Genomic DNA, 16363 nt, shown 5'->3' with positions numbered 1-16363 from the left:
CTGATGAATCAATGCGCGCATGGTGCCCTATCTGGAATTCCGGTGATCTAATCGGAATCAGTTGCAGTTGCGCTTCCACCGCTCCATCGCATTCAGCAACGGCCCGGTCATGGCCGTGGTCACCAGCGCCATGATCACCAGCACGGCAAACAGGCGATCCCCCAGGAAGCCCAGCTCGTAGCCCAGGTTGAGCACGATCAGCTCCATCAGGCCGCGGGTGTTCATCAGGGCACCGAGCTTCCACGCGTCATGGCTGCCCATGCCGGCACTGCGCGCGGCGCTCCAGGTGCCGATCAGCTTCCCGAGCGTAGCCACCACGATCACGATCAGGCACAGCACCAGGTCGCTGGCCTGCAGCGCATCGGCGCGCATGCGCAGGCCGGTCATGGCGAAGAACAAGGGCAGCAGCAGGGTGACCGCGAACGGCTCGACACGCTCGGCCACGGTATGCCGCAGGGTGGCGTTGCCGGACACCGCCACGCCGGCCGCGAACGCGCCGAACAGCGCGTGGATGCCCAGCATCTCGGTGACCAGGGCGGAGCCCAACGCCATCAACAGCATGATCAGCAGCCAGCGTCCTTCCTGGCCTGGTGCGATCACCAGGCGCGAGAACCACGGGCGCACTACGCCCAGCATCAGCGCGACGAAAGCGACCACGCAGACCAGGTTGATCGTCGCGGGCACCCAGCCCTGCGATTGCGCAGCCGCCACGATCAGCGCCAGCAGGCACCATGCGGTGGCATCACCGAGCGCGGCGCAGGCGATGGCGGTCTGGCCCAGTGGCGTACCGGTCATGCCACGGTCGGCCAGGATGCGCAGCAGCACCGGGAAGGCGGTGATGCTCAATGAGATGCCGACGAACAACGCAAAGCCGGTGAAGCCCACGCCCGGCGGTGCGTGCGCGCCGTAAAGCCAGATCGCCAGCAGCACGCCCAGCACGAACGGCACCGCGATGCCGGCATGGCTGACCACGAAGGCGAAACGACGCCGCCCCCGCAACCCGCCCAGATCCAGCTCCGCACCGGCCACCAGCAGGAACATCAGCACGCCGAGCTGGCTGAGCAGGCCGAGCGAACCAAGGGACGCCGACGGGAACAGCATGCCGTGCACCTGCGGCAACAGGGCGCCCAGCACCAGCGGCCCCATCATCAGGCCGGCCGCCATCTCACCAATCACACCCGGCTGGCCCAGGCGACGGAACACCCAGCCCGCGGCCTTGGCGACCATCAACAACACCAGCAACTGCAGCAGGAACAGACCGAGCGGCGCATGCAGATGCGCGGCCCAGTCGGCGCCCAGTGAGGACTCCGCACGGGCCACCTGTGCGGTCACGGCCGGGCCGGCAAACCGCGCCAGGCCCAGGCCGATCAACAGCGGCAGTGCCACCCAGCTCAGGTAGCGCCATGCCAGCCCGCTGCGGCGCATGCCGGTGGTGTCAGAGTCCATGACCGATCCCCATCGATTGAAGGGGCGATTCTACGGTCTGCACGCGCTGCCACACCACCGCGGACGACGCGGCGGTGTGGTACATCCGTCAGGCCAGCGCCTGCTCGTGCACGCCGGCGATCGCGCGCCCGGACGGATCGGCCATCGCGGCAAAGCTGGCGTCCCATGCGATGGCGGCCGGCGAGGAACATGCGATGGACTTGCCACCCGGCACGGTTTCCGCCGCGGCCTGGGTCGGGAAGTACTGCTCGAACACGTGGCGGTAGAAGTAGGCTTCCTTGGTCTGCGGCGGGTTGTGCACGAAGCGCTTGTCCGCCGCCGCCATCACGCGGTCGCTGACCTGGGCTTCGGCATGTGCCTTGAGCCCGTCGATCCACCCGTAGCCGACGCCGTCACTGAACTGTTCCTTCTGGCGCCACAGGATCGCGTCCGGCAGGTAGCCTTCGAAGGCCTCGCGCAGCACCGCCTTCTCGATCCGGCGTGCACCGGCGGGGCCCTGCCCGACCATCTTGTGCTTGGCATCGATGCGCATGGCCACATCGAGGAACTCGCGGTCCAGGAACGGCACGCGCGGCTCCACGCCCCAGGCCATCATCGACTTGTTGGCGCGCAGGCAATCGTAGTTGTTGAGCGCGTCCAGCTTGCGCACCAGCTCTTCGTGGAACTCCCGTGCGTTCGGCGCCTTGTGGAAGTACAGATAGCCACCGAAGATCTCGTCGCTGCCTTCGCCGGACAGCACCATTTTCACGCCCATCGCCTTGATCCGGCGCGCCAGCAGGAACATCGGCGTGGACGCGCGGATGGTGGTGACGTCATAGGTCTCCACGTGGCGGATCACTTCCGGCAGTGCATCCAGGCCCTCTTCGAAGGTGTACTCGAAGCCGTGGTGCACGGTGCCCAGTGCTTCGGCGGCGATGGCGGCGGCCGCCAGATCGGGCGAGCCCTTCAGGCCGATCGCGAAGGAGTGCAGGCGCGGCCACCAGGCTTCACTCTGATCGCCATCTTCGACACGGTGGCGGGCATAACGCGCGGCAACCGCAGCGACCAGCGACGAATCCAGACCACCGGAGAGCAGCACGCCGTAGGGCACGTCGGTCATCAACTGGCGGTGCACCGCGCGCTCGAACGCCTCGCGCAGCTCGACGCGGTCGGCCTCGACGCCTTCCACCGCGTCGTAGTCGCGCCAGGGGCGTTCGTAATAGCGGGTCAACGTGTCGGTGGCACTGTCGTACCAGTGGCCCGGCGGGAACTGAGCCGCGTCGGCGCAGATGTCTACCAGCGACTTCAATTCGGAAGCCACGACCAGGCGGCCGTCCTTGTCGTGGCCCCAGTACAGCGGCACCACGCCGATCGGATCACGCGCGATCAGCACGCGCTGCTGGGCGCGGTCCCACAGCGCGAACGCGAAGATGCCGTTGAGGCGGTTCAGGAAGGAGGCCGGGCTGTCCTCGCGGTAGAGGGCGTTGATCACCTCGCAGTCCGAGCCGGTCTGGAAGGCGTACGGCTGGGCCAGTTCGGCCTTCAGTTCGCGGTGGTTGTAGATCTCGCCGTTGACCGCCAGCGCCAGGCCGCCGTCCTCGGACAGCAGCGGCTGCGAGCCACCGGCGGGGTCGACGATGGCGAGCCGCTCGTGGACCAGGATGGCGCCGTCATCGACATACACCCCGCTCCAGTCCGGGCCACGATGGCGCTGGCGCTGCGAGAGGTCCAGCGCATGGCGGCGCAGTGCGGGGAGGTCGTCGCCGGCCTGGAGGCCGAAAATACCGAAGATCGAACACATGGGAACAGCTCCTGATAATGGGGGAATACACGTGTTGCAGGCATTCGACCGGCCACCCGGGCCCGGAAGGGGTAAACCCGGGCCACAAAAAAACCCGCATCGGTCGATGCGGGTTTTCTGGGGTCCGGGCGTGTTGCTTGTACTAGCCCTGGTCGCAGTCCCGCATCGGCCGCGCACGATTATTCGCGCGCAGATTGGTGCGGTTGGTATTGTTGACAGCGGTGGCCGGGAACGAGGACATGGACCGACCGTAACCGGGTTTCGACGGCGGTGCAACTGTTGCGATGGCAACCAAACCGACCGCCGCGGACAACCCAGCGCTCCGGGGCCGGGCGATAATCACCGCCCTTACGCATCACCTGGCTGGCATGACCCCTCGCATCGGACGCATCGCTTCACGCCTGGGCGGCATCGCCCTCACCTTCGCCCTGGTCGCCTGCAGCAGCGCCCCGTCACGGACGCCCGCAAGCATCGTGCAGTCGGTCGAGGCCAAGGCCGCCGACGGCAGCTTCGACAGTGCCTGGGACGCGGCGAAGACCTACGAAACCTTCAACGATCCGCGCGCGGTGACGTGGTATGAGCGTGCCGCCGCCGTCACCCCGTGGAGCTTCCACAACCCCCAGGCCGAAGAGGCGCTGGGCCGGATCTGGACCCACGGTGAGCTGCTGCACGGCACCGGCCCGAACATCGTCCAGGGCACGGCATTGCGTGCCTGGCCGCGGAAGGCCGAGCGCTGGTATCGCACCGCGGCCGAGCACGGCAACCCGATGGCCATGCTGATGCTGGCCAAGTTCCATCGCGAACGCGGCGACGCAGCGAGTGCGCTGCGCTGGGACCTGCGCGCGACCATCTACCACCACATGCAGTCCGAATCCTCGCGGCTGCCGCAGGCGATCGCGCCACAGCCGGATGGCACCCTGCATCCGTTGGTCGTCGACATCCAGCGGCGTGCGCAGCGTGGCGATGCCGACGCCCAGGTGGATCTTGGCGCGATGTACGAACTCGGCATGGGCCTGCCGCGCGATGGCATCGAGGCACTGCGCTGGTATCGGCGTTCGGCCGACCAGGGCAATGTGTACGGCCAGTACTTCAGCGGCCTGCTGCTGGGGCGTGGGCGCGCGGGCGTGACCAAGGATCTCGACGCCGCCGCCGGATGGTTTGCGAAGGCCTATGCGCAGAAGTTCTATCTCGCCGGGGAAACCTACTGGCGCAAGACCATCGAGCCGCCGTTCTGGACGTTCGGGTAGTGCCGGTCGCTCCGTTCTGTACACATTCTGCAGCGACCTTCAAGTCTGCCCCTGGTCCGGGACATCACCCAGAATGGACGCATGAACACTGTCACTTTCCGCGATGAGACCGTCACCCGCGAGCGCATGCAGGCCATCATCGCCGCGCATCCGCGGGCTGCCATTTTCGAGAGCTGCAGCTTCGATCACGGCGACTTCTCGCGGCTGGACATGGATGGCTTCCAGTTCCACCAGTGCTCGGTCACCGGCGCGTCCTGGCTGGCGGCCTCACTGGAAGAAAGCCAGTGGACGAAGTGCCGTGGCAGCCAATGCGATTTCAGCTCGGCGCTGCTCAGCGACGCGCGCTTCTCGCACTGCGATCTCAACAACAGTCACTGGCGCCGCGCGACGTTGTCCTCGGTGCAGTTCCAGGACTGCAAGCTGACCGGCGCGCACCTGCAGGAAGTCACCGGCTGGGCGCTGGAATTCCGCGATTGCCTGCTGGTAAGCGCGGACCTGCGCGGGATGTCGTTCCGCAAGGCGCAGCTGGAGGGCATGGATTTCTCCGAGGCGGAGCTGTCCGGCTGCGACTTCCGCGATGCGGTGTTCAACGGCGGCAGCCTGCGCAACGCACAGACGCGGCTGACCCGGTTTGAAGGTGCGGACCTGCGCGGCACCGACATCAGCGGGCTCAACGTGATGGACGCCAAGCTGTTCAAGAAGGCGGTGATTTCACAGCGCCAGGCGGCAGCTGCGTTGGCGTCGTTCGGGCTGATCGTGGCGTAAGGGCGAACCGACCAACGGTCGGTTCCTACCTGAGGCGGCTATTCCACCTGACGCGGTCGTTCCTCCGTGACGCGGTCGTTCCTACCTGAGGCGGTAGGCGCCGACCGTTGGTCGGCGCAGCGCGTGCATCAGGCCAACAGGCGCTCGATCAAGCGCTGGTACAGCGCCGGCAGCGCTTCCAGATCCGCCACGCGGACGTTCTCGTCGACCTGGTGGATGCTCGCATTCACCGGCCCCACTTCGATGCACTGCGCGCCCAGCGGCGCGATGAAACGCGCATCGGAGGTACCACCGCCGGTGCTCTCCTCCGGCGGCGCACCGGCGAACTCACCCAGGACGTCGCGGGCAACCCTGCGCAGCGTGCCTTCCGGGGTGTAGAAGGGCTCGCCGCTGCGATGCCACGTGAGCGTGTACTCGAGCGCATGCCGCTCCAGCAGCGTGGCGATCTCCTGCTCCAGTGCCGGCGCAGTCCAGTGTGGGTTGTAGCGCAGGTTGAACAGCACCTGCAGCTCGCCGGGGATCACGTTGTTCGCACCGGTGCCGGCATGGATGTTGGAGACCTGCAGGCTGGTCGGCGGGAAGCTCTCGAAGCCATCGTCCCAGTGCCGTGCAGTCAGTTCCGCCAGTGCCGCGGCAGCGAGATGGATCGGATTGCGCGCCTTGTCCGGATACGCGACATGGCCCTGCACGCCTTTCACCGTGAGCGTTCCCGACAAGCTGCCGCGGCGGCCGACGCGCAGCAGATCGCCGAGCACGGCGGTGGAGGACGGCTCACCGGTGATGCACCAATCGATGGCCTGGCCGCGCTCGCGGAAGATGTCGGCCACGCGCCGCACACCGTCGATGGCGTCGCCTTCCTCGTCGCTGGTCAGCAGCACGGCCAGCGTGCCGGGATGGTCTGGATGGGCGGCCACGAACTGCTCGGCAGCTACCACGAAGGCGGCCACGCTGCCTTTCATGTCGGCCGCGCCGCGCCCGTACAGCACGCCCTCGCGGATCTGCGGATCGAACGGATCACTGGTCCAGGCCGAGATCGGGCCGGTCGGCACCACATCGGTATGCCCGAGCAGCACCAGCACCGGTGCGCCCTGCCCGTGTGTGGCCCACAGGTTGTCGACCTCGCCGAGGCGCAGGTGTTCGCAGTGGAAGCCGGCGCGTTCAAGACGGCCGGCCAGCAGCGCCTGGCAACCGGCGTCCTCGGGCGTGACCGAGGCGCGCGCGATCAGGTCGCAGGTCAGCGCGACGACGTCGTTCACGCGCCCACTCCGAACCGCTGCTTGAAGCCGTTGTCCGAGAAGCCCTGGGTCATCACGCCCTCGGCACTCACCACCACCGGGCGCTTGATCAGCTGCGGGTACTCGCGCAGCAGCAGCTTCCATTCGGCCTCCGAATCAGCCGCTTTGCGGTTCTCCGGCAGCTGCCGCCACGTGGTGGAGGATCTGTTGATCAACGCGGGGAAGCCACCGGCCTGGGCCGCCCAGTCGATCAGGGTCTCCGGGGTGGGCTTTTGGTCGCGGTAGTCGACGAAGGTGTACGGCACCTGGAAACGGTCCAGCCACTTGGTAGCTTTCCTGCAGGTGTCGCAGTTCTTCAATCCGTACACGATGGTGGTCATGGCGGTACTCAGTCGGCCAGGCCGCGCAGCAGGTCGTTGACGCTGGTCTTGCTGCGGGTCTTGGCATCGACCTGCTTGACGATCACGGCGCAGTACAGCGAGTGCGAGCCGTCCTTGGACGGCAGCTGGCCGGAGACCACCACGCTGTAGGGCGGCACCGAGCCGTAGCTGATCTCGCCGGTGGCGCGGTTGTAGACGCGGGTGCTCTGGCCGAGGAACACGCCCATGCCGATCACGCTGTGGTGGCCGACCACGAAGCCTTCCACCACTTCCGAACGCGCACCGATGAAGCAATGGTCTTCGATGATGGTCGGGCTGGCCTGCAGCGGCTCGAGCACGCCACCGATGCCGGCGCCGCCGGAGAGGTGGCAGTGCTTGCCGATCTGGGCGCACGAACCGACCGTGGCCCAGGTGTCGACCATGGTGCCCTCGCCCACGTAGGCGCCGATGTTGGTGAAGCTCGGCATCAGCACCACGTCCTTGCCGAAGTAGCTGCCACGACGCGCGATCGCACCGGGCACCACGCGCACGCCGGCGCGACGGAACTTGGCTTCATCGAAGCCGGCGAAACGCGACTCGACCTTGTCCCAGAACGGCGCCGGGCGCGCATCCACCACGGCCATGTCATTGACGCGGAAGTACAGCAGGACCGCCTTCTTCAGCCACTCGTTGACCTTCCAGCCACCGTGGCCATCCGGCTCGGCAACGCGGAACTCGCCGGTTTCCAGGCCATCGATGACGCGGCCGACCAGCGGCTTGGTGGAACCTTCGATCTCATGCAGGGTCAGCGTGGCACGGCGCTCGAACGCGCTCTCGATGCCGAACTTGAGCTCTTCCACGCCCGGCGTGGCCGGCTTGCGCAGCGACTTGCGCGCGATGGTGGCGTCACGGCTGGCACTGCGCTTGGCGGCGCTCTCGGCCGGGGTAGCAGCGACCTTGCGTGCCGGCGCCTTTTTGACCGGCGCTTTCTTCACCGCGGGCGCCGCCTTCTTTGCGGCGGCGGTCTTCTTCACCGCAGGCGCGGCAGCAGGGGTCTTGGCCGCCGCGGTCTTCGCGGCGGTCTTCTTGGCAGGCTTGGTGGCCATCAGTGGGGGTCTCCGGCTTTTCGATCAGGGTCCAGGCAGGCAAGCATCGTGTCTTGCAGCTGCTGTCTGGCGGATTCGGTCAGGGCGTGATCATGCTCATCGCTGATCACGAACATGTCTTCGGCGCGCTCGCCGAAGGTGGCGATGCGCGCATCATGCACGCGCAGTCGCTGGTTGCGCAGCACGAACGCCACGTCGGCCAGCAGGCCGGGGCGGTCGGGCGCGACCAGGCTGAAACGGGTGCTGGTGGTGTCGCCATCGGTGATGTCGCGGAACTCGATGCGCGGCGCGAAGCGGAAGTGGCGCAGCTGGCGCGGGATGACCCGGCGCGACGGGCGCAGGCGGGTCAGGTCGCCGGCCAGCGCTTCACGCAGGCCGGCTTCCAGGCGCAGCGCATCACCGTCGGCGAAGCTGTCGGCCGGGGTCACTTCGAACGTATCGAAGATGGTGTCGACCGGGCCGTCCAGCACGCGGGCGCGATGGATGCCGTAGCCCTTGCGGTCCAGCGTCATCACGATCGCGGCGAACAGGCCGTCGCGATCGGGCGAGTGCACGAACACTTCCAGCGCATGGTCGTCCGGGGTGATCCGTCGCACCTTGACCAGGGTCTGGCCCTGCTTGATCGGCACCAGCGCGGCCGCCTGCCAGGCGAGTTGTTCGGGCCGCAGCCGGATGAAGCTCTCATCGGGCATCACCGTGAACTGGCGCTCGATCGTCGCATCGTCATAGCCGCGCTCGCGCACCAGCTGGCGCACCGATTCGCGCGCTTCGGCGACACGCTCGGCGGCCGGCATCTGGTTTTCCAGGCCATCGCGCAGCGCGCGTCGCGCGGCGAAATACAGGTCGGCCAGCAGACGATCCTTCCACGCATTCCACAGCTTGGGGCTGGTTCCGGCGATGTCGGCGCAGGTCAGCAGATAGAGGTAGTCGAGCCGGTCGCGGCTGGCCACCAGGGTGGCGAAGCGGTGGATCACGTCCGGATCGGAGATGTCCTGCTTCTGCGCGGTGACCGACATGCGCAGGTGCTGCTCGACCAGCCAGGCCACCAGCTCGGTATCGGAACTGCTCAGCGCCAGCGCCTGGCAGAACTCACGCGCATCCACCGCACCGAGTTCGGAGTGATCGCCGCCGCGGCCCTTGGCGATGTCATGGAACAGGCCGGCCAGCAGCAACAGCTCCGGCTTGCGCAGGCGCGGCCACACTTCATGTGCGATCGAGAAGCGCTCGTCGGCACGGCTGCTGGCGAACAGGCCGATGTTCCGCAACACCATCAGCGTGTGCTGGTCGACGGTGTAGACATGGAACAGATCGAACTGCATGCGCCCGGAGACCTGCGCGAACGCAGGGATCCACTGGCCGAGCACGCCCAGGCGCGCCATCCGCGCGAGGGTGTCCACCGCGCGCGGGCTGCGCAGCAGCGCAAGGAACTGTTCGCGGGCGGCGGGGCTGGCGTCGGTATACGCGGCCAGCTCGGGCAGGGCTTCGGCCAGCGCGCGGGCGGTCAGCGAATGCAGGCCGCGCACGTCCGGGTTGTAGGCCCAGCTGGAGAACAGCGCGAACACCTGTTCGATGTCGCCCTGCGGCCACGCGGCATCATTGGCCGCCAGGTAGCCGCGACGCAGCGAGAAACCGACGCTGACCGGCTCGGGCACCGCTTCGCCATCAAACTGTTCTTCAAAGCGCTGCAGCAGGCGATCACTGATCCGCCGGACCACGGTGGCGCTGCGGTAGAAGCCCTGCATCATCTTTTCCACGGCCAGGCTTTCGATGTCATCCTCGAAACCCAGGCGCGCCGCCAGGGTTTTCTGGTAATCGAAGCGCAGGCGTTCTTCCGGCCGGTTGGCGACCAGGTGCAGGCCGAAGCGCAGCCGAGCCAGCGCACAGCGTTCGCGCTTGAGCGCAGCCGCCTCATCCGGGCCGAGATGGCCCAGGCCGACCAGGGCTTCCAGGTCGCGCACGCCGAACGCGCGCAACGCCATCCAGCCCAGCGTATTGAGATCGCGCAGCCCGCCGGGGCCGTCCTTGATATCCGGCTCGAGGTTGTCGGCGGTGTCGCCGAAGCGCTGGTGGCGGGCCAGCAGTTCCTCGCGCTTGGCGAGGAAGAATTCGCGTGGGGGCCACAGGCCTTCCACGTTGACCGCCGCCTTCAGGGCCTGGCGGGCCGCGTCATCGGCGACCACCGGGCGCGACTCGATCAGTGCGGTCAGCACGGTCTGGTCGGCGCTGGCCTGGGTGCACTCGGCCGGCGAACGCACCGCGTGGCTGACCGGCAGGCCGCAATCCCACAGCAGCGCGAAGAAGCGCGCCAGACCGGATTCGTGGCGTCGCTGCTGCTCGGGCATGCCCAGCACCAGCACGTCGATATCCGAGCGCGGGAACAATTCGCCGCGCCCGTAGCCGCCCACCGCGAACAGCGCCAGTCCCGACCCCGCCGGCAGGCAGCGATGCCAGGCCAGCCGGATCAGGTGATCGGCCGCGCGGGCGCGCAGCGCGAGCAGGCGCTCGATGTTGTCGCCCTGGTCGAAGCGGCGATACAGCCGCGCGTCGGTCTGTTGCAGCGACTGGCGCGCCAGTGCCGCCCAGTCCGGGTCGGCGACGGATTCGGCCGGCGCGTCCAGCATCGGGCTCGCCGGCAGCATGCTCAGACCTGCGATTCGCCGGGCGAGAGGGTCAGCACGTCGACGCCGGTCTCGGTGACCGCGACCATGTGCTCCCACTGCGCCGACAGCTTGCGGTCCTTGGTGACCACGGTCCAGCCGTCCGGGAGCACCTTGTTGTAGCGGGTGCCCTCGTTGATCATCGGCTCGATGGTGAAGGTCATGCCGGGCTGCAGCACCAGGCCCTGGCCTGGACGGCCGTAATGCACCACCTGCGGCTCGTCGTGGTAGACCTTGCCGATGCCGTGGCCGCAGTACTCGCGCACCACGCTGAAACGCTCGGCTTCGGCATAGCTCTGGATCGCATGGCCGATGTCGCCCAGCGTCGCGCCCGGCCGCACCGCGCGGATGCCGCGCCACATGGCTTCGTAGGTCGCATCGACCAGGCGCTTGGCCATGACCGACGGGGTGCCGACGCAGTACATGCGGCTGGTATCGCCGTGCCAGCCATCCTTGATCACGGTCACATCGATGTTGACGATGTCGCCGTCCTTGAGGACCTTGGCTTCGCTGGGGATGCCGTGGCAGATCACGTTGTTGACCGACGTGCAGACCGTCTTGGGGAAGCCGCGGTAACCGACATTGGCCGGCGTCGCCTTCTGCACATTGATGATGTGGTCGTGGCAGATGCGGTCCAGCTCTTCGGTCGTCACGCCCGGCTTGACGTGGGGGGTGACGATGTCGAGCACCTCGCTGGCCAGACGGCCGGCGATGCGCATCAGTTCGATTTCCTCGGGGGTTTTCAGATTCACGCTCATGGCGGCCATTATCGCCGATCCGGGGCCAATCTGAACGGGATCGGGTGGAACGCTGACAGCCGCGGTTTGGGCACAGGGTCAGTCAGGTCGATGAATGAATGCGATGAGCGTCGCAGAAATCGGTTTTGTGCCGAAAACGGCCATCGAATCGCCCAAATCTCACGGGGTCCCTACGCCGGCAAACCTATAACCAGATCAACACCGTTCCACCGCCCCACCGTTCGGCAGCATCGTGTTGTTCAGCAAAGGACCCGCGTCCAAGGAGCATGCCCATGCGATTTCTCCGTCCCGCCCTGCTGAGCCTGGCCTTCGCCAGCCTCGCTTCGCCCGCCCTGGCGGCCGATACCACGACCTTCAACGTCAAGATCATCATCACCAAGGCCTGCACGATCACCGCAGCCGCCGCCACGGACGTGGATTTCGGCTCCGCACTGTCCACGGCCACCACCCCTTCCAATGCCCAGGGCACGATCACGGCACAGTGCTCGGCGCTGACCCCGTACACCGTCGCGCTCAATGCCGGCTCCAATGCGGGTACCGCCAACGATGTGACCACGCGGCGCATGAAGAACACCGACGCCAGCGTCACCGCCAACAATTTCGTCGGCTACCAGCTCTACCGCGATGCCGCGCACACCAATGTGTGGGGCGCCACGGCGGGCACCAACACCGCCGCCGGCATCGGCACCGGCCTTGCGCAGACGCTCAATGTCTACGGCCAGATCGCCAACCCCAGCGTCAACAACGCCGCTGCCGGTAACTATCAGGACACGATCACCGCCACGATCACCTACTGAGGTCCGCCATGCCGATTTCCGCAGGGCGTCGCCCTGGGCGGTTCGGGTGCGCGGCCCTGGGCTGGCTGTGGCTGCTGATGGGGAGCGCCGCCGCCGCAAGCCTGCAGGTCGCCCCTACATCACTGCAGCTCACGCCGCGGCAGAACGCCGATGCACTCTGGCTGACCAACAGCGGTACCTCGCCCGTACAGGTGCAGGTGCGGGTGTTCGAGTGGCGCCAGGACGCCGGCCAGGATCACCTTGTGCCCACCACGGACCTCCAGGTGAGTCCGCCGATGCAGTCGCTGGCCGCCGGCCAGCAGCAGCTGATCCGGGTGGTGCGCAGCGTGCCCACCCCGCCTGCTCAGCAACGCGCTTACCGTGTGGTGGTCGATGAACTGCCCACGGTGGATCCCCGCCGCACCGGGATGCAGTTCGTCCTGCGCTATTCGATGCCGGTGTTCGTCCAACCCGACGCGAACGCCCCGCTGCGACACGCCCTGCAGGCACGCCTGACCCGGCTGGATGACGGGCGACCGGCCCTGGAGGTGTCCAACAGCGGCAACAGCTACGCGCAGCTGGCCGATCTCGGCCTGGGCCCGGCCAACCGCCCCCAGATCATCCATCCCGGCCTGCTCGGCTATGTCCTTGGCGGACAGACCATGCGCTGGCCACTGGAGGTTCCGGCGGCCCGCCTGGCGGGCGCCACGTTCTCGGCAAAGATCAATGGCGAGTCGGCCCAGATGCCACTGCCCGCCGCGCCGCCGGCTCGCTGAGGCCTGCATGCGGATGCTGCTGACCGCGACGCTGACCCCGTGCGCCGCGATGGCAGCCGACGCAGACATCGGCGCTTCGGGCGATGCGATGCTGCCCCCGCCCACGCCGTTGACCGCCGCGCAGACGCTGTACCTGGACGTGACGCTCAACCAGACCCCGCGCGGGTTGCTGCCGTTCACCGAGCTGCAGGGCCGGCTGATGGCCGCCGGCGCCACGCTGCGCCAGCTCGGCTTTCCGGCACGCGGCGAGGACCCGGTCGCGCTCGATCAGCTCGGCGGCGTGGTCGTGCGCTACGACGCGGCAATGCAGACGCTGGCCCTGGACGTCCCCCTGGAACAATTGTCGCTGCCCACCACGCGGCTGGAGCGCCCGACCGAGACCGCACCGGCGGCGGCCGCCTCGCCCGGCGTGGTGCTCAACTACGACGTCTATGGGAGCCACAATGAAGGCGGTGGCAACCTGGCCCTGACCACCGCGCTGCGCGTGTTCGGGCTGGGCCAGGGGGTACTGGAGACCAGTGCGCTGCTACGCACGTACCAGGACCCCGCCGATCATCAATGGCAGGGCGAAAGCGTGCGCCTGGACACCGCGTGGCGTCTGGATTTCCCGGATTCGGCGGTCTCCCTGTCCGTAGGCGACTTCTACAGCGGCTTCGTGGACTGGAGTCGACCGGTGCGGATGGGAGGCGTGCAGGTCGGACGCAATTACGGGCTGCAGCCCTACCGCGTGCTGACCCCCACGCCGACCTTCCTCGGCGAGGCGGTCGTCCCCTCCAATGTGGAGCTGTATGTGGACGGCCTGCGCCAGTACAACGGCGAGGTGCCGATCGGCCCCTTCCAGCTGGCCGCGCAGCCCGGCATCAACGGCACCGGCAATGCACAGGTGGTGATCACCGACGCCTTCGGCCGCATGCAGACGCTGGATTTTTCCTTCTACGGTACGCAGCAGCTCCTGGCCAAGGGCCTGTCCGACTGGTCGGCCGGCGTGGGCAGGATGCGCCGGGACTACGGTATCCGCTCATTCGCCTACGAAACGCCGGTGATCGGCAGTGCCACCTGGCGCTACGGCGCGAGCGACCGGTTTACCGCCGAGGCGCATGCGGAAGGCGGTGGCGGCGTCCTCAACGGCGGTGCCGGCGGCTGGTGGCTGCTGGGCGGCGCCGGCGTGGTCAACGCTGCTTACGCGCACAGCCGCTATGCGGGGCTGCAGGGCGGCCAGTATTCCCTGGGGTACAGCTGGAACAACCGCCGATTCAACGTCAATGTGCTGACCCGGCGAACACATGGCGCGTATCGCGACCTTGGCGCGCTGCAGGACACGCTGCCGCCGGACATCAGCGAGCAGGCCACGCTGGGCATCAACCTGCAGGGCGCCGGCTCGCTCAGCGCCAGCTACCTGCGGCTGCGCTATCCCGACGGCGACGACAACCGCTACGCCAGCCTGTTCTGGTCGCGCAGCTTCGGCGATCGCTGGTCGGCGTACCTCTCGTTCAATCAGAACCTGGCCGACAGTGATGACCGCAGCGCGTATCTGTCCGTCTCGGCCGCGCTCGGGCGCAACCGGCAGAGCAGCGTGTCCGCACAGCGCAACGGTGAGCGGCTGACCTATGTCGCCGATCTGTCCCAGCCCGTGCCGGGCGACGGCAGCCAGGGCGGTTATGGCTGGCGGGTGCAGGCGCGCGGGGGCGACGACGGTGCCGGCGGACTGGCCGAACTGGGCTGGCTCAACCGGGTCGGGCGCTATTCGATGGGCTATGCGCGCCAGGGTGATGTCGATTACGGCTACGCCAGTGCCAGCGGCAGCGTCGTCTGGATGGGCGGACACGTCTTTGCCGCCCGCGAAGTACCCGACGCCTTTGCAGTGGTGTCCACCGATGGTTTCGGCGGAATCCCGGTGCGGCTGGAAAACAGGCTGATCGGCAGCACCGACAGGAACGGCCTGCTGCTGGTCACCCCGTTGCTGTCCTGGCAACGCAACCGGCTGTCCATCGACACACTGGACCTGCCGGCGGACATGCGCGCGGACCGCGTGGATACCTGGGTCACGCCACGGCAGAGCGCTGGACTGGGCGTCAACTTCGGCCTGCGCCGCACCCAGGCGATGCATGTGGTCCTGCACGATCCCGCCGGCGCCCCCCTGCCCGTCGGCAGCCAGGTGCGCCTGCCCGGCGGCGGTTCCGCCACGGTGGGCTACGACGGCGAAACCTACCTGGAGGACGTGGCCACGCCGGTCCAGCTCGAGGTCGACCTGCCCGACGGGCACTGCCGCGTGCACCTGGCGCCGCCCGTCGCCGCGACCTCGCCGGGCGTGCCCTCGATCGGCCCCCTGCGCTGCCTGCCGCTGCCGGCGCCGCTGCCATGACGGCCGTGCGACTGCTCGCGATCGTGCTGGCGGTGATGGCGTCGTGCTGGGCAGCGCCGGCACGCGCGGCTACGACATGCACGGCCACGCCACCGACCGCCCTGGCGTTCGGCACGATCACCAATGGTGCGGCGAACCCGACCAACGCCACGACCAGCTTCACCATTACCTGCAACACGGCCGCGCTGAGCCTTCTGGGCAGCGCCAGCGTGCGTGCCTGCCTGAAGATCGGCACCGGCAGCACCGGCAGCACGCTCCTGCCGACCCGCAGCATGACCAATGCCACCGCCGACCCGATGGCCTTCCAGCTCTATACCAACGCTGCACGCACCACGGTGTGGGGCGCGGTGCCGGGCGCTTCACCGCCGGCGGCGGTGGTGACCCTCAGCTACAGCGTGCCCTTGATCACCGGCGGCAGCGGCGCACAGTCGGTCACCGTGTATGGCCAGATTCCCGCCGCCCAGATGCTGTCGGCCGGCGCTTTTACCAGCAGCTTCACCGCCGCCAACGTCAGCCTGGAATACGCCTACAACGAAAGCATCATCGGCACCGCCCAGCCCCCGGCGCTGTGCACCAGCACCAGCGGAGTCAGCGGACACAAAACCGCCGACGGCGCGTTCCCGTTCACGGTCAGCGCCAACGTCCTGCCCCAGTGCAGCACCTATGTCACCACCGACATGGACTTCGGCAGCAACGCCGGCGCGATCAGCGCCAACCTCGATCGCACCTCGACGATCGGGCTGACCTGCATCAATCGCACCGCCTACAGCATCGGCCTGAACAACGGACAGAACGCATCGGGCAACGTGCGCCGCATGCGCTTCACCGCACCGGACAGCAGCGTCTACTACATCCCTTACGAGCTCTACCGCGATGCGGCGCGCTCACAGCGCTGGGGCAACACGATCAACACCGATACCCAGGCCGGCACCGGCACCGGTGCCGCGCAGAGCCTCACCGTCTACGGGCGGGCGCCGCCCACCACCGGGGCGATTCCCGCCCAGGGCAGCTACAACGACGTGATCACGGTGACCATCACCTATTGAGGGGAAGAACGCTCAAGGCGCGCTGATCGCAGCCGTTAACGGTCGCATCC

General features: G+C 67.8%; 13 protein-coding genes. 6 read left to right on the top strand and 7 right to left on the bottom strand.

Translation table 11 applies throughout. The features are described 5' to 3' along the window. Window positions 1-57 precede the first annotated feature (57 nt). Window positions 58-1446: a cation:proton antiporter gene (locus tag AB9O74_RS05060; RefSeq protein WP_369348655.1), complete on the bottom strand. Its 1389-nt coding sequence runs from the start codon at window positions 1444-1446 to the stop codon at window positions 58-60. Window positions 1447-1534: 88 nt separating this feature from the next. Continuing rightward, the gene (gene asnB, locus AB9O74_RS05055) at window positions 1535-3226 is read right to left on the bottom strand and encodes an asparagine synthase B (RefSeq protein ID WP_369348654.1); all 1692 of its coding nucleotides are present in this window, start codon (window positions 3224-3226) and stop codon (window positions 1535-1537) included. A 368-nt stretch (window positions 3227-3594) separates the two neighbouring features. On the opposite strand from asnB, the gene AB9O74_RS05050 reads away from it, so the two are divergent. Together AB9O74_RS05050 and AB9O74_RS05045 are read left to right on the top strand one after the other, a co-directional pair. Then, complete coding sequence (locus AB9O74_RS05050) at window positions 3595-4473, top strand: tetratricopeptide repeat protein (RefSeq protein WP_369348653.1); 879 nt, start codon at window positions 3595-3597, stop codon at window positions 4471-4473. An 81-nt stretch (window positions 4474-4554) separates the two neighbouring features. Then, window positions 4555-5238: a pentapeptide repeat-containing protein gene (locus AB9O74_RS05045; protein WP_176989948.1), complete on the top strand. Its 684-nt coding sequence runs from the start codon at window positions 4555-4557 to the stop codon at window positions 5236-5238. Between the two features lie 128 nt (window positions 5239-5366). Here the strand turns inward: AB9O74_RS05045 and dapE are convergent, their stop codons facing one another. From dapE to map, 5 genes are read right to left on the bottom strand one after another with little or no spacing between them, the layout of a single operon-like run. Further along, window positions 5367-6494: a succinyl-diaminopimelate desuccinylase gene (dapE, locus tag AB9O74_RS05040; RefSeq protein ID WP_369348652.1), complete on the bottom strand. Its 1128-nt coding sequence runs from the start codon at window positions 6492-6494 to the stop codon at window positions 5367-5369. Further along, complete coding sequence (locus tag AB9O74_RS05035) at window positions 6491-6853, bottom strand: Spx/MgsR family RNA polymerase-binding regulatory protein (RefSeq protein WP_346479441.1); 363 nt, start codon at window positions 6851-6853, stop codon at window positions 6491-6493. The genes dapE and AB9O74_RS05035 overlap by 4 nt, the downstream gene beginning before the upstream one ends. An 8-nt stretch (window positions 6854-6861) precedes the next feature. Next, the gene (gene dapD, locus AB9O74_RS05030) at window positions 6862-7938 is read right to left on the bottom strand and encodes a 2,3,4,5-tetrahydropyridine-2,6-dicarboxylate N-succinyltransferase (protein ID WP_070473271.1); all 1077 of its coding nucleotides are present in this window, start codon (window positions 7936-7938) and stop codon (window positions 6862-6864) included. Next, window positions 7938-10577 carry a [protein-PII] uridylyltransferase gene (locus AB9O74_RS05025; RefSeq protein ID WP_369348651.1) on the bottom strand — a complete coding sequence of 880 codons (2640 nt, stop codon included), beginning with the start codon at window positions 10575-10577 and terminating at the stop codon, window positions 7938-7940. The genes dapD and AB9O74_RS05025 overlap by 1 nt, the downstream gene beginning before the upstream one ends. 2 nt (window positions 10578-10579) lie before the next feature. Beyond that, window positions 10580-11353, bottom strand: coding sequence for a type I methionyl aminopeptidase (gene map, locus AB9O74_RS05020; RefSeq protein WP_206677554.1), 774 nt, complete (start codon window positions 11351-11353; stop codon window positions 10580-10582). Between the two features lie 272 nt (window positions 11354-11625). Between map and AB9O74_RS05015 the strand changes: the two genes are divergently transcribed. The 4 genes from AB9O74_RS05015 to AB9O74_RS05000 are packed head-to-tail and all read left to right on the top strand — an operon-like array spanning window position 11626 to window position 16313. Continuing rightward, window positions 11626-12150 carry a spore coat U domain-containing protein gene (locus AB9O74_RS05015; protein WP_354274118.1) on the top strand — a complete coding sequence of 175 codons (525 nt, stop codon included), beginning with the start codon at window positions 11626-11628 and terminating at the stop codon, window positions 12148-12150. An 8-nt stretch (window positions 12151-12158) separates the two neighbouring features. Continuing rightward, window positions 12159-12905, top strand: coding sequence for a molecular chaperone (locus tag AB9O74_RS05010; RefSeq protein ID WP_369348650.1), 747 nt, complete (start codon window positions 12159-12161; stop codon window positions 12903-12905). A gap of 7 nt (window positions 12906-12912) precedes the next feature. Beyond that, window positions 12913-15267, top strand: a complete 2355-nt coding sequence (locus tag AB9O74_RS05005; protein WP_369348649.1) for a fimbria/pilus outer membrane usher protein — start codon at window positions 12913-12915, stop codon at window positions 15265-15267. Next, window positions 15264-16313, top strand: a complete 1050-nt coding sequence (locus AB9O74_RS05000; protein WP_369348648.1) for a spore coat protein U domain-containing protein — start codon at window positions 15264-15266, stop codon at window positions 16311-16313. Before AB9O74_RS05005 ends, AB9O74_RS05000 begins: the two co-directional genes overlap by 4 nt. The last annotated feature ends 50 nt before the right edge of the window (window positions 16314-16363 follow it).

The organism is Stenotrophomonas sp. JAG2, assembly GCF_041080745.1.
Taxonomy (GTDB): Bacteria; Pseudomonadota; Gammaproteobacteria; order Xanthomonadales; family Xanthomonadaceae; genus Stenotrophomonas; species Stenotrophomonas maltophilia_AA.
This window is presented reverse-complemented; position numbering and strand designations above follow the sequence as displayed.

What these genes read in the sequence shown, in the direction of transcription:
- AB9O74_RS05060 (WP_369348655.1), bottom strand. Translation starts at nt 1,446, where the DNA reads ATGGACTCTGACACCACCGGCATGCGCCGCAGCGGGCTGGCATGGCGC.
- asnB (WP_369348654.1), bottom strand. Translation starts at nt 3,226, where the DNA reads ATGTGTTCGATCTTCGGTATTTTCGGCCTCCAGGCCGGCGACGACCTC.
- AB9O74_RS05050 (WP_369348653.1), top strand. Translation starts at nt 3,595, where the DNA reads ATGACCCCTCGCATCGGACGCATCGCTTCACGCCTGGGCGGCATCGCC.
- AB9O74_RS05045 (WP_176989948.1), top strand. Translation starts at nt 4,555, where the DNA reads ATGAACACTGTCACTTTCCGCGATGAGACCGTCACCCGCGAGCGCATG.
- AB9O74_RS05035 (WP_346479441.1), bottom strand. Translation starts at nt 6,853, where the DNA reads ATGACCACCATCGTGTACGGATTGAAGAACTGCGACACCTGCAGGAAA.
- dapD (WP_070473271.1), bottom strand. Translation starts at nt 7,938, where the DNA reads ATGGCCACCAAGCCTGCCAAGAAGACCGCCGCGAAGACCGCGGCGGCC.
- AB9O74_RS05025 (WP_369348651.1), bottom strand. Translation starts at nt 10,577, where the DNA reads ATGCTGCCGGCGAGCCCGATGCTGGACGCGCCGGCCGAATCCGTCGCC.
- map (WP_206677554.1), bottom strand. Translation starts at nt 11,353, where the DNA reads ATGAGCGTGAATCTGAAAACCCCCGAGGAAATCGAACTGATGCGCATC.
- AB9O74_RS05015 (WP_354274118.1), top strand. Translation starts at nt 11,626, where the DNA reads ATGCGATTTCTCCGTCCCGCCCTGCTGAGCCTGGCCTTCGCCAGCCTC.
- AB9O74_RS05010 (WP_369348650.1), top strand. Translation starts at nt 12,159, where the DNA reads ATGCCGATTTCCGCAGGGCGTCGCCCTGGGCGGTTCGGGTGCGCGGCC.
- AB9O74_RS05005 (WP_369348649.1), top strand. Translation starts at nt 12,913, where the DNA reads ATGCGGATGCTGCTGACCGCGACGCTGACCCCGTGCGCCGCGATGGCA.
- AB9O74_RS05000 (WP_369348648.1), top strand. Translation starts at nt 15,264, where the DNA reads ATGACGGCCGTGCGACTGCTCGCGATCGTGCTGGCGGTGATGGCGTCG.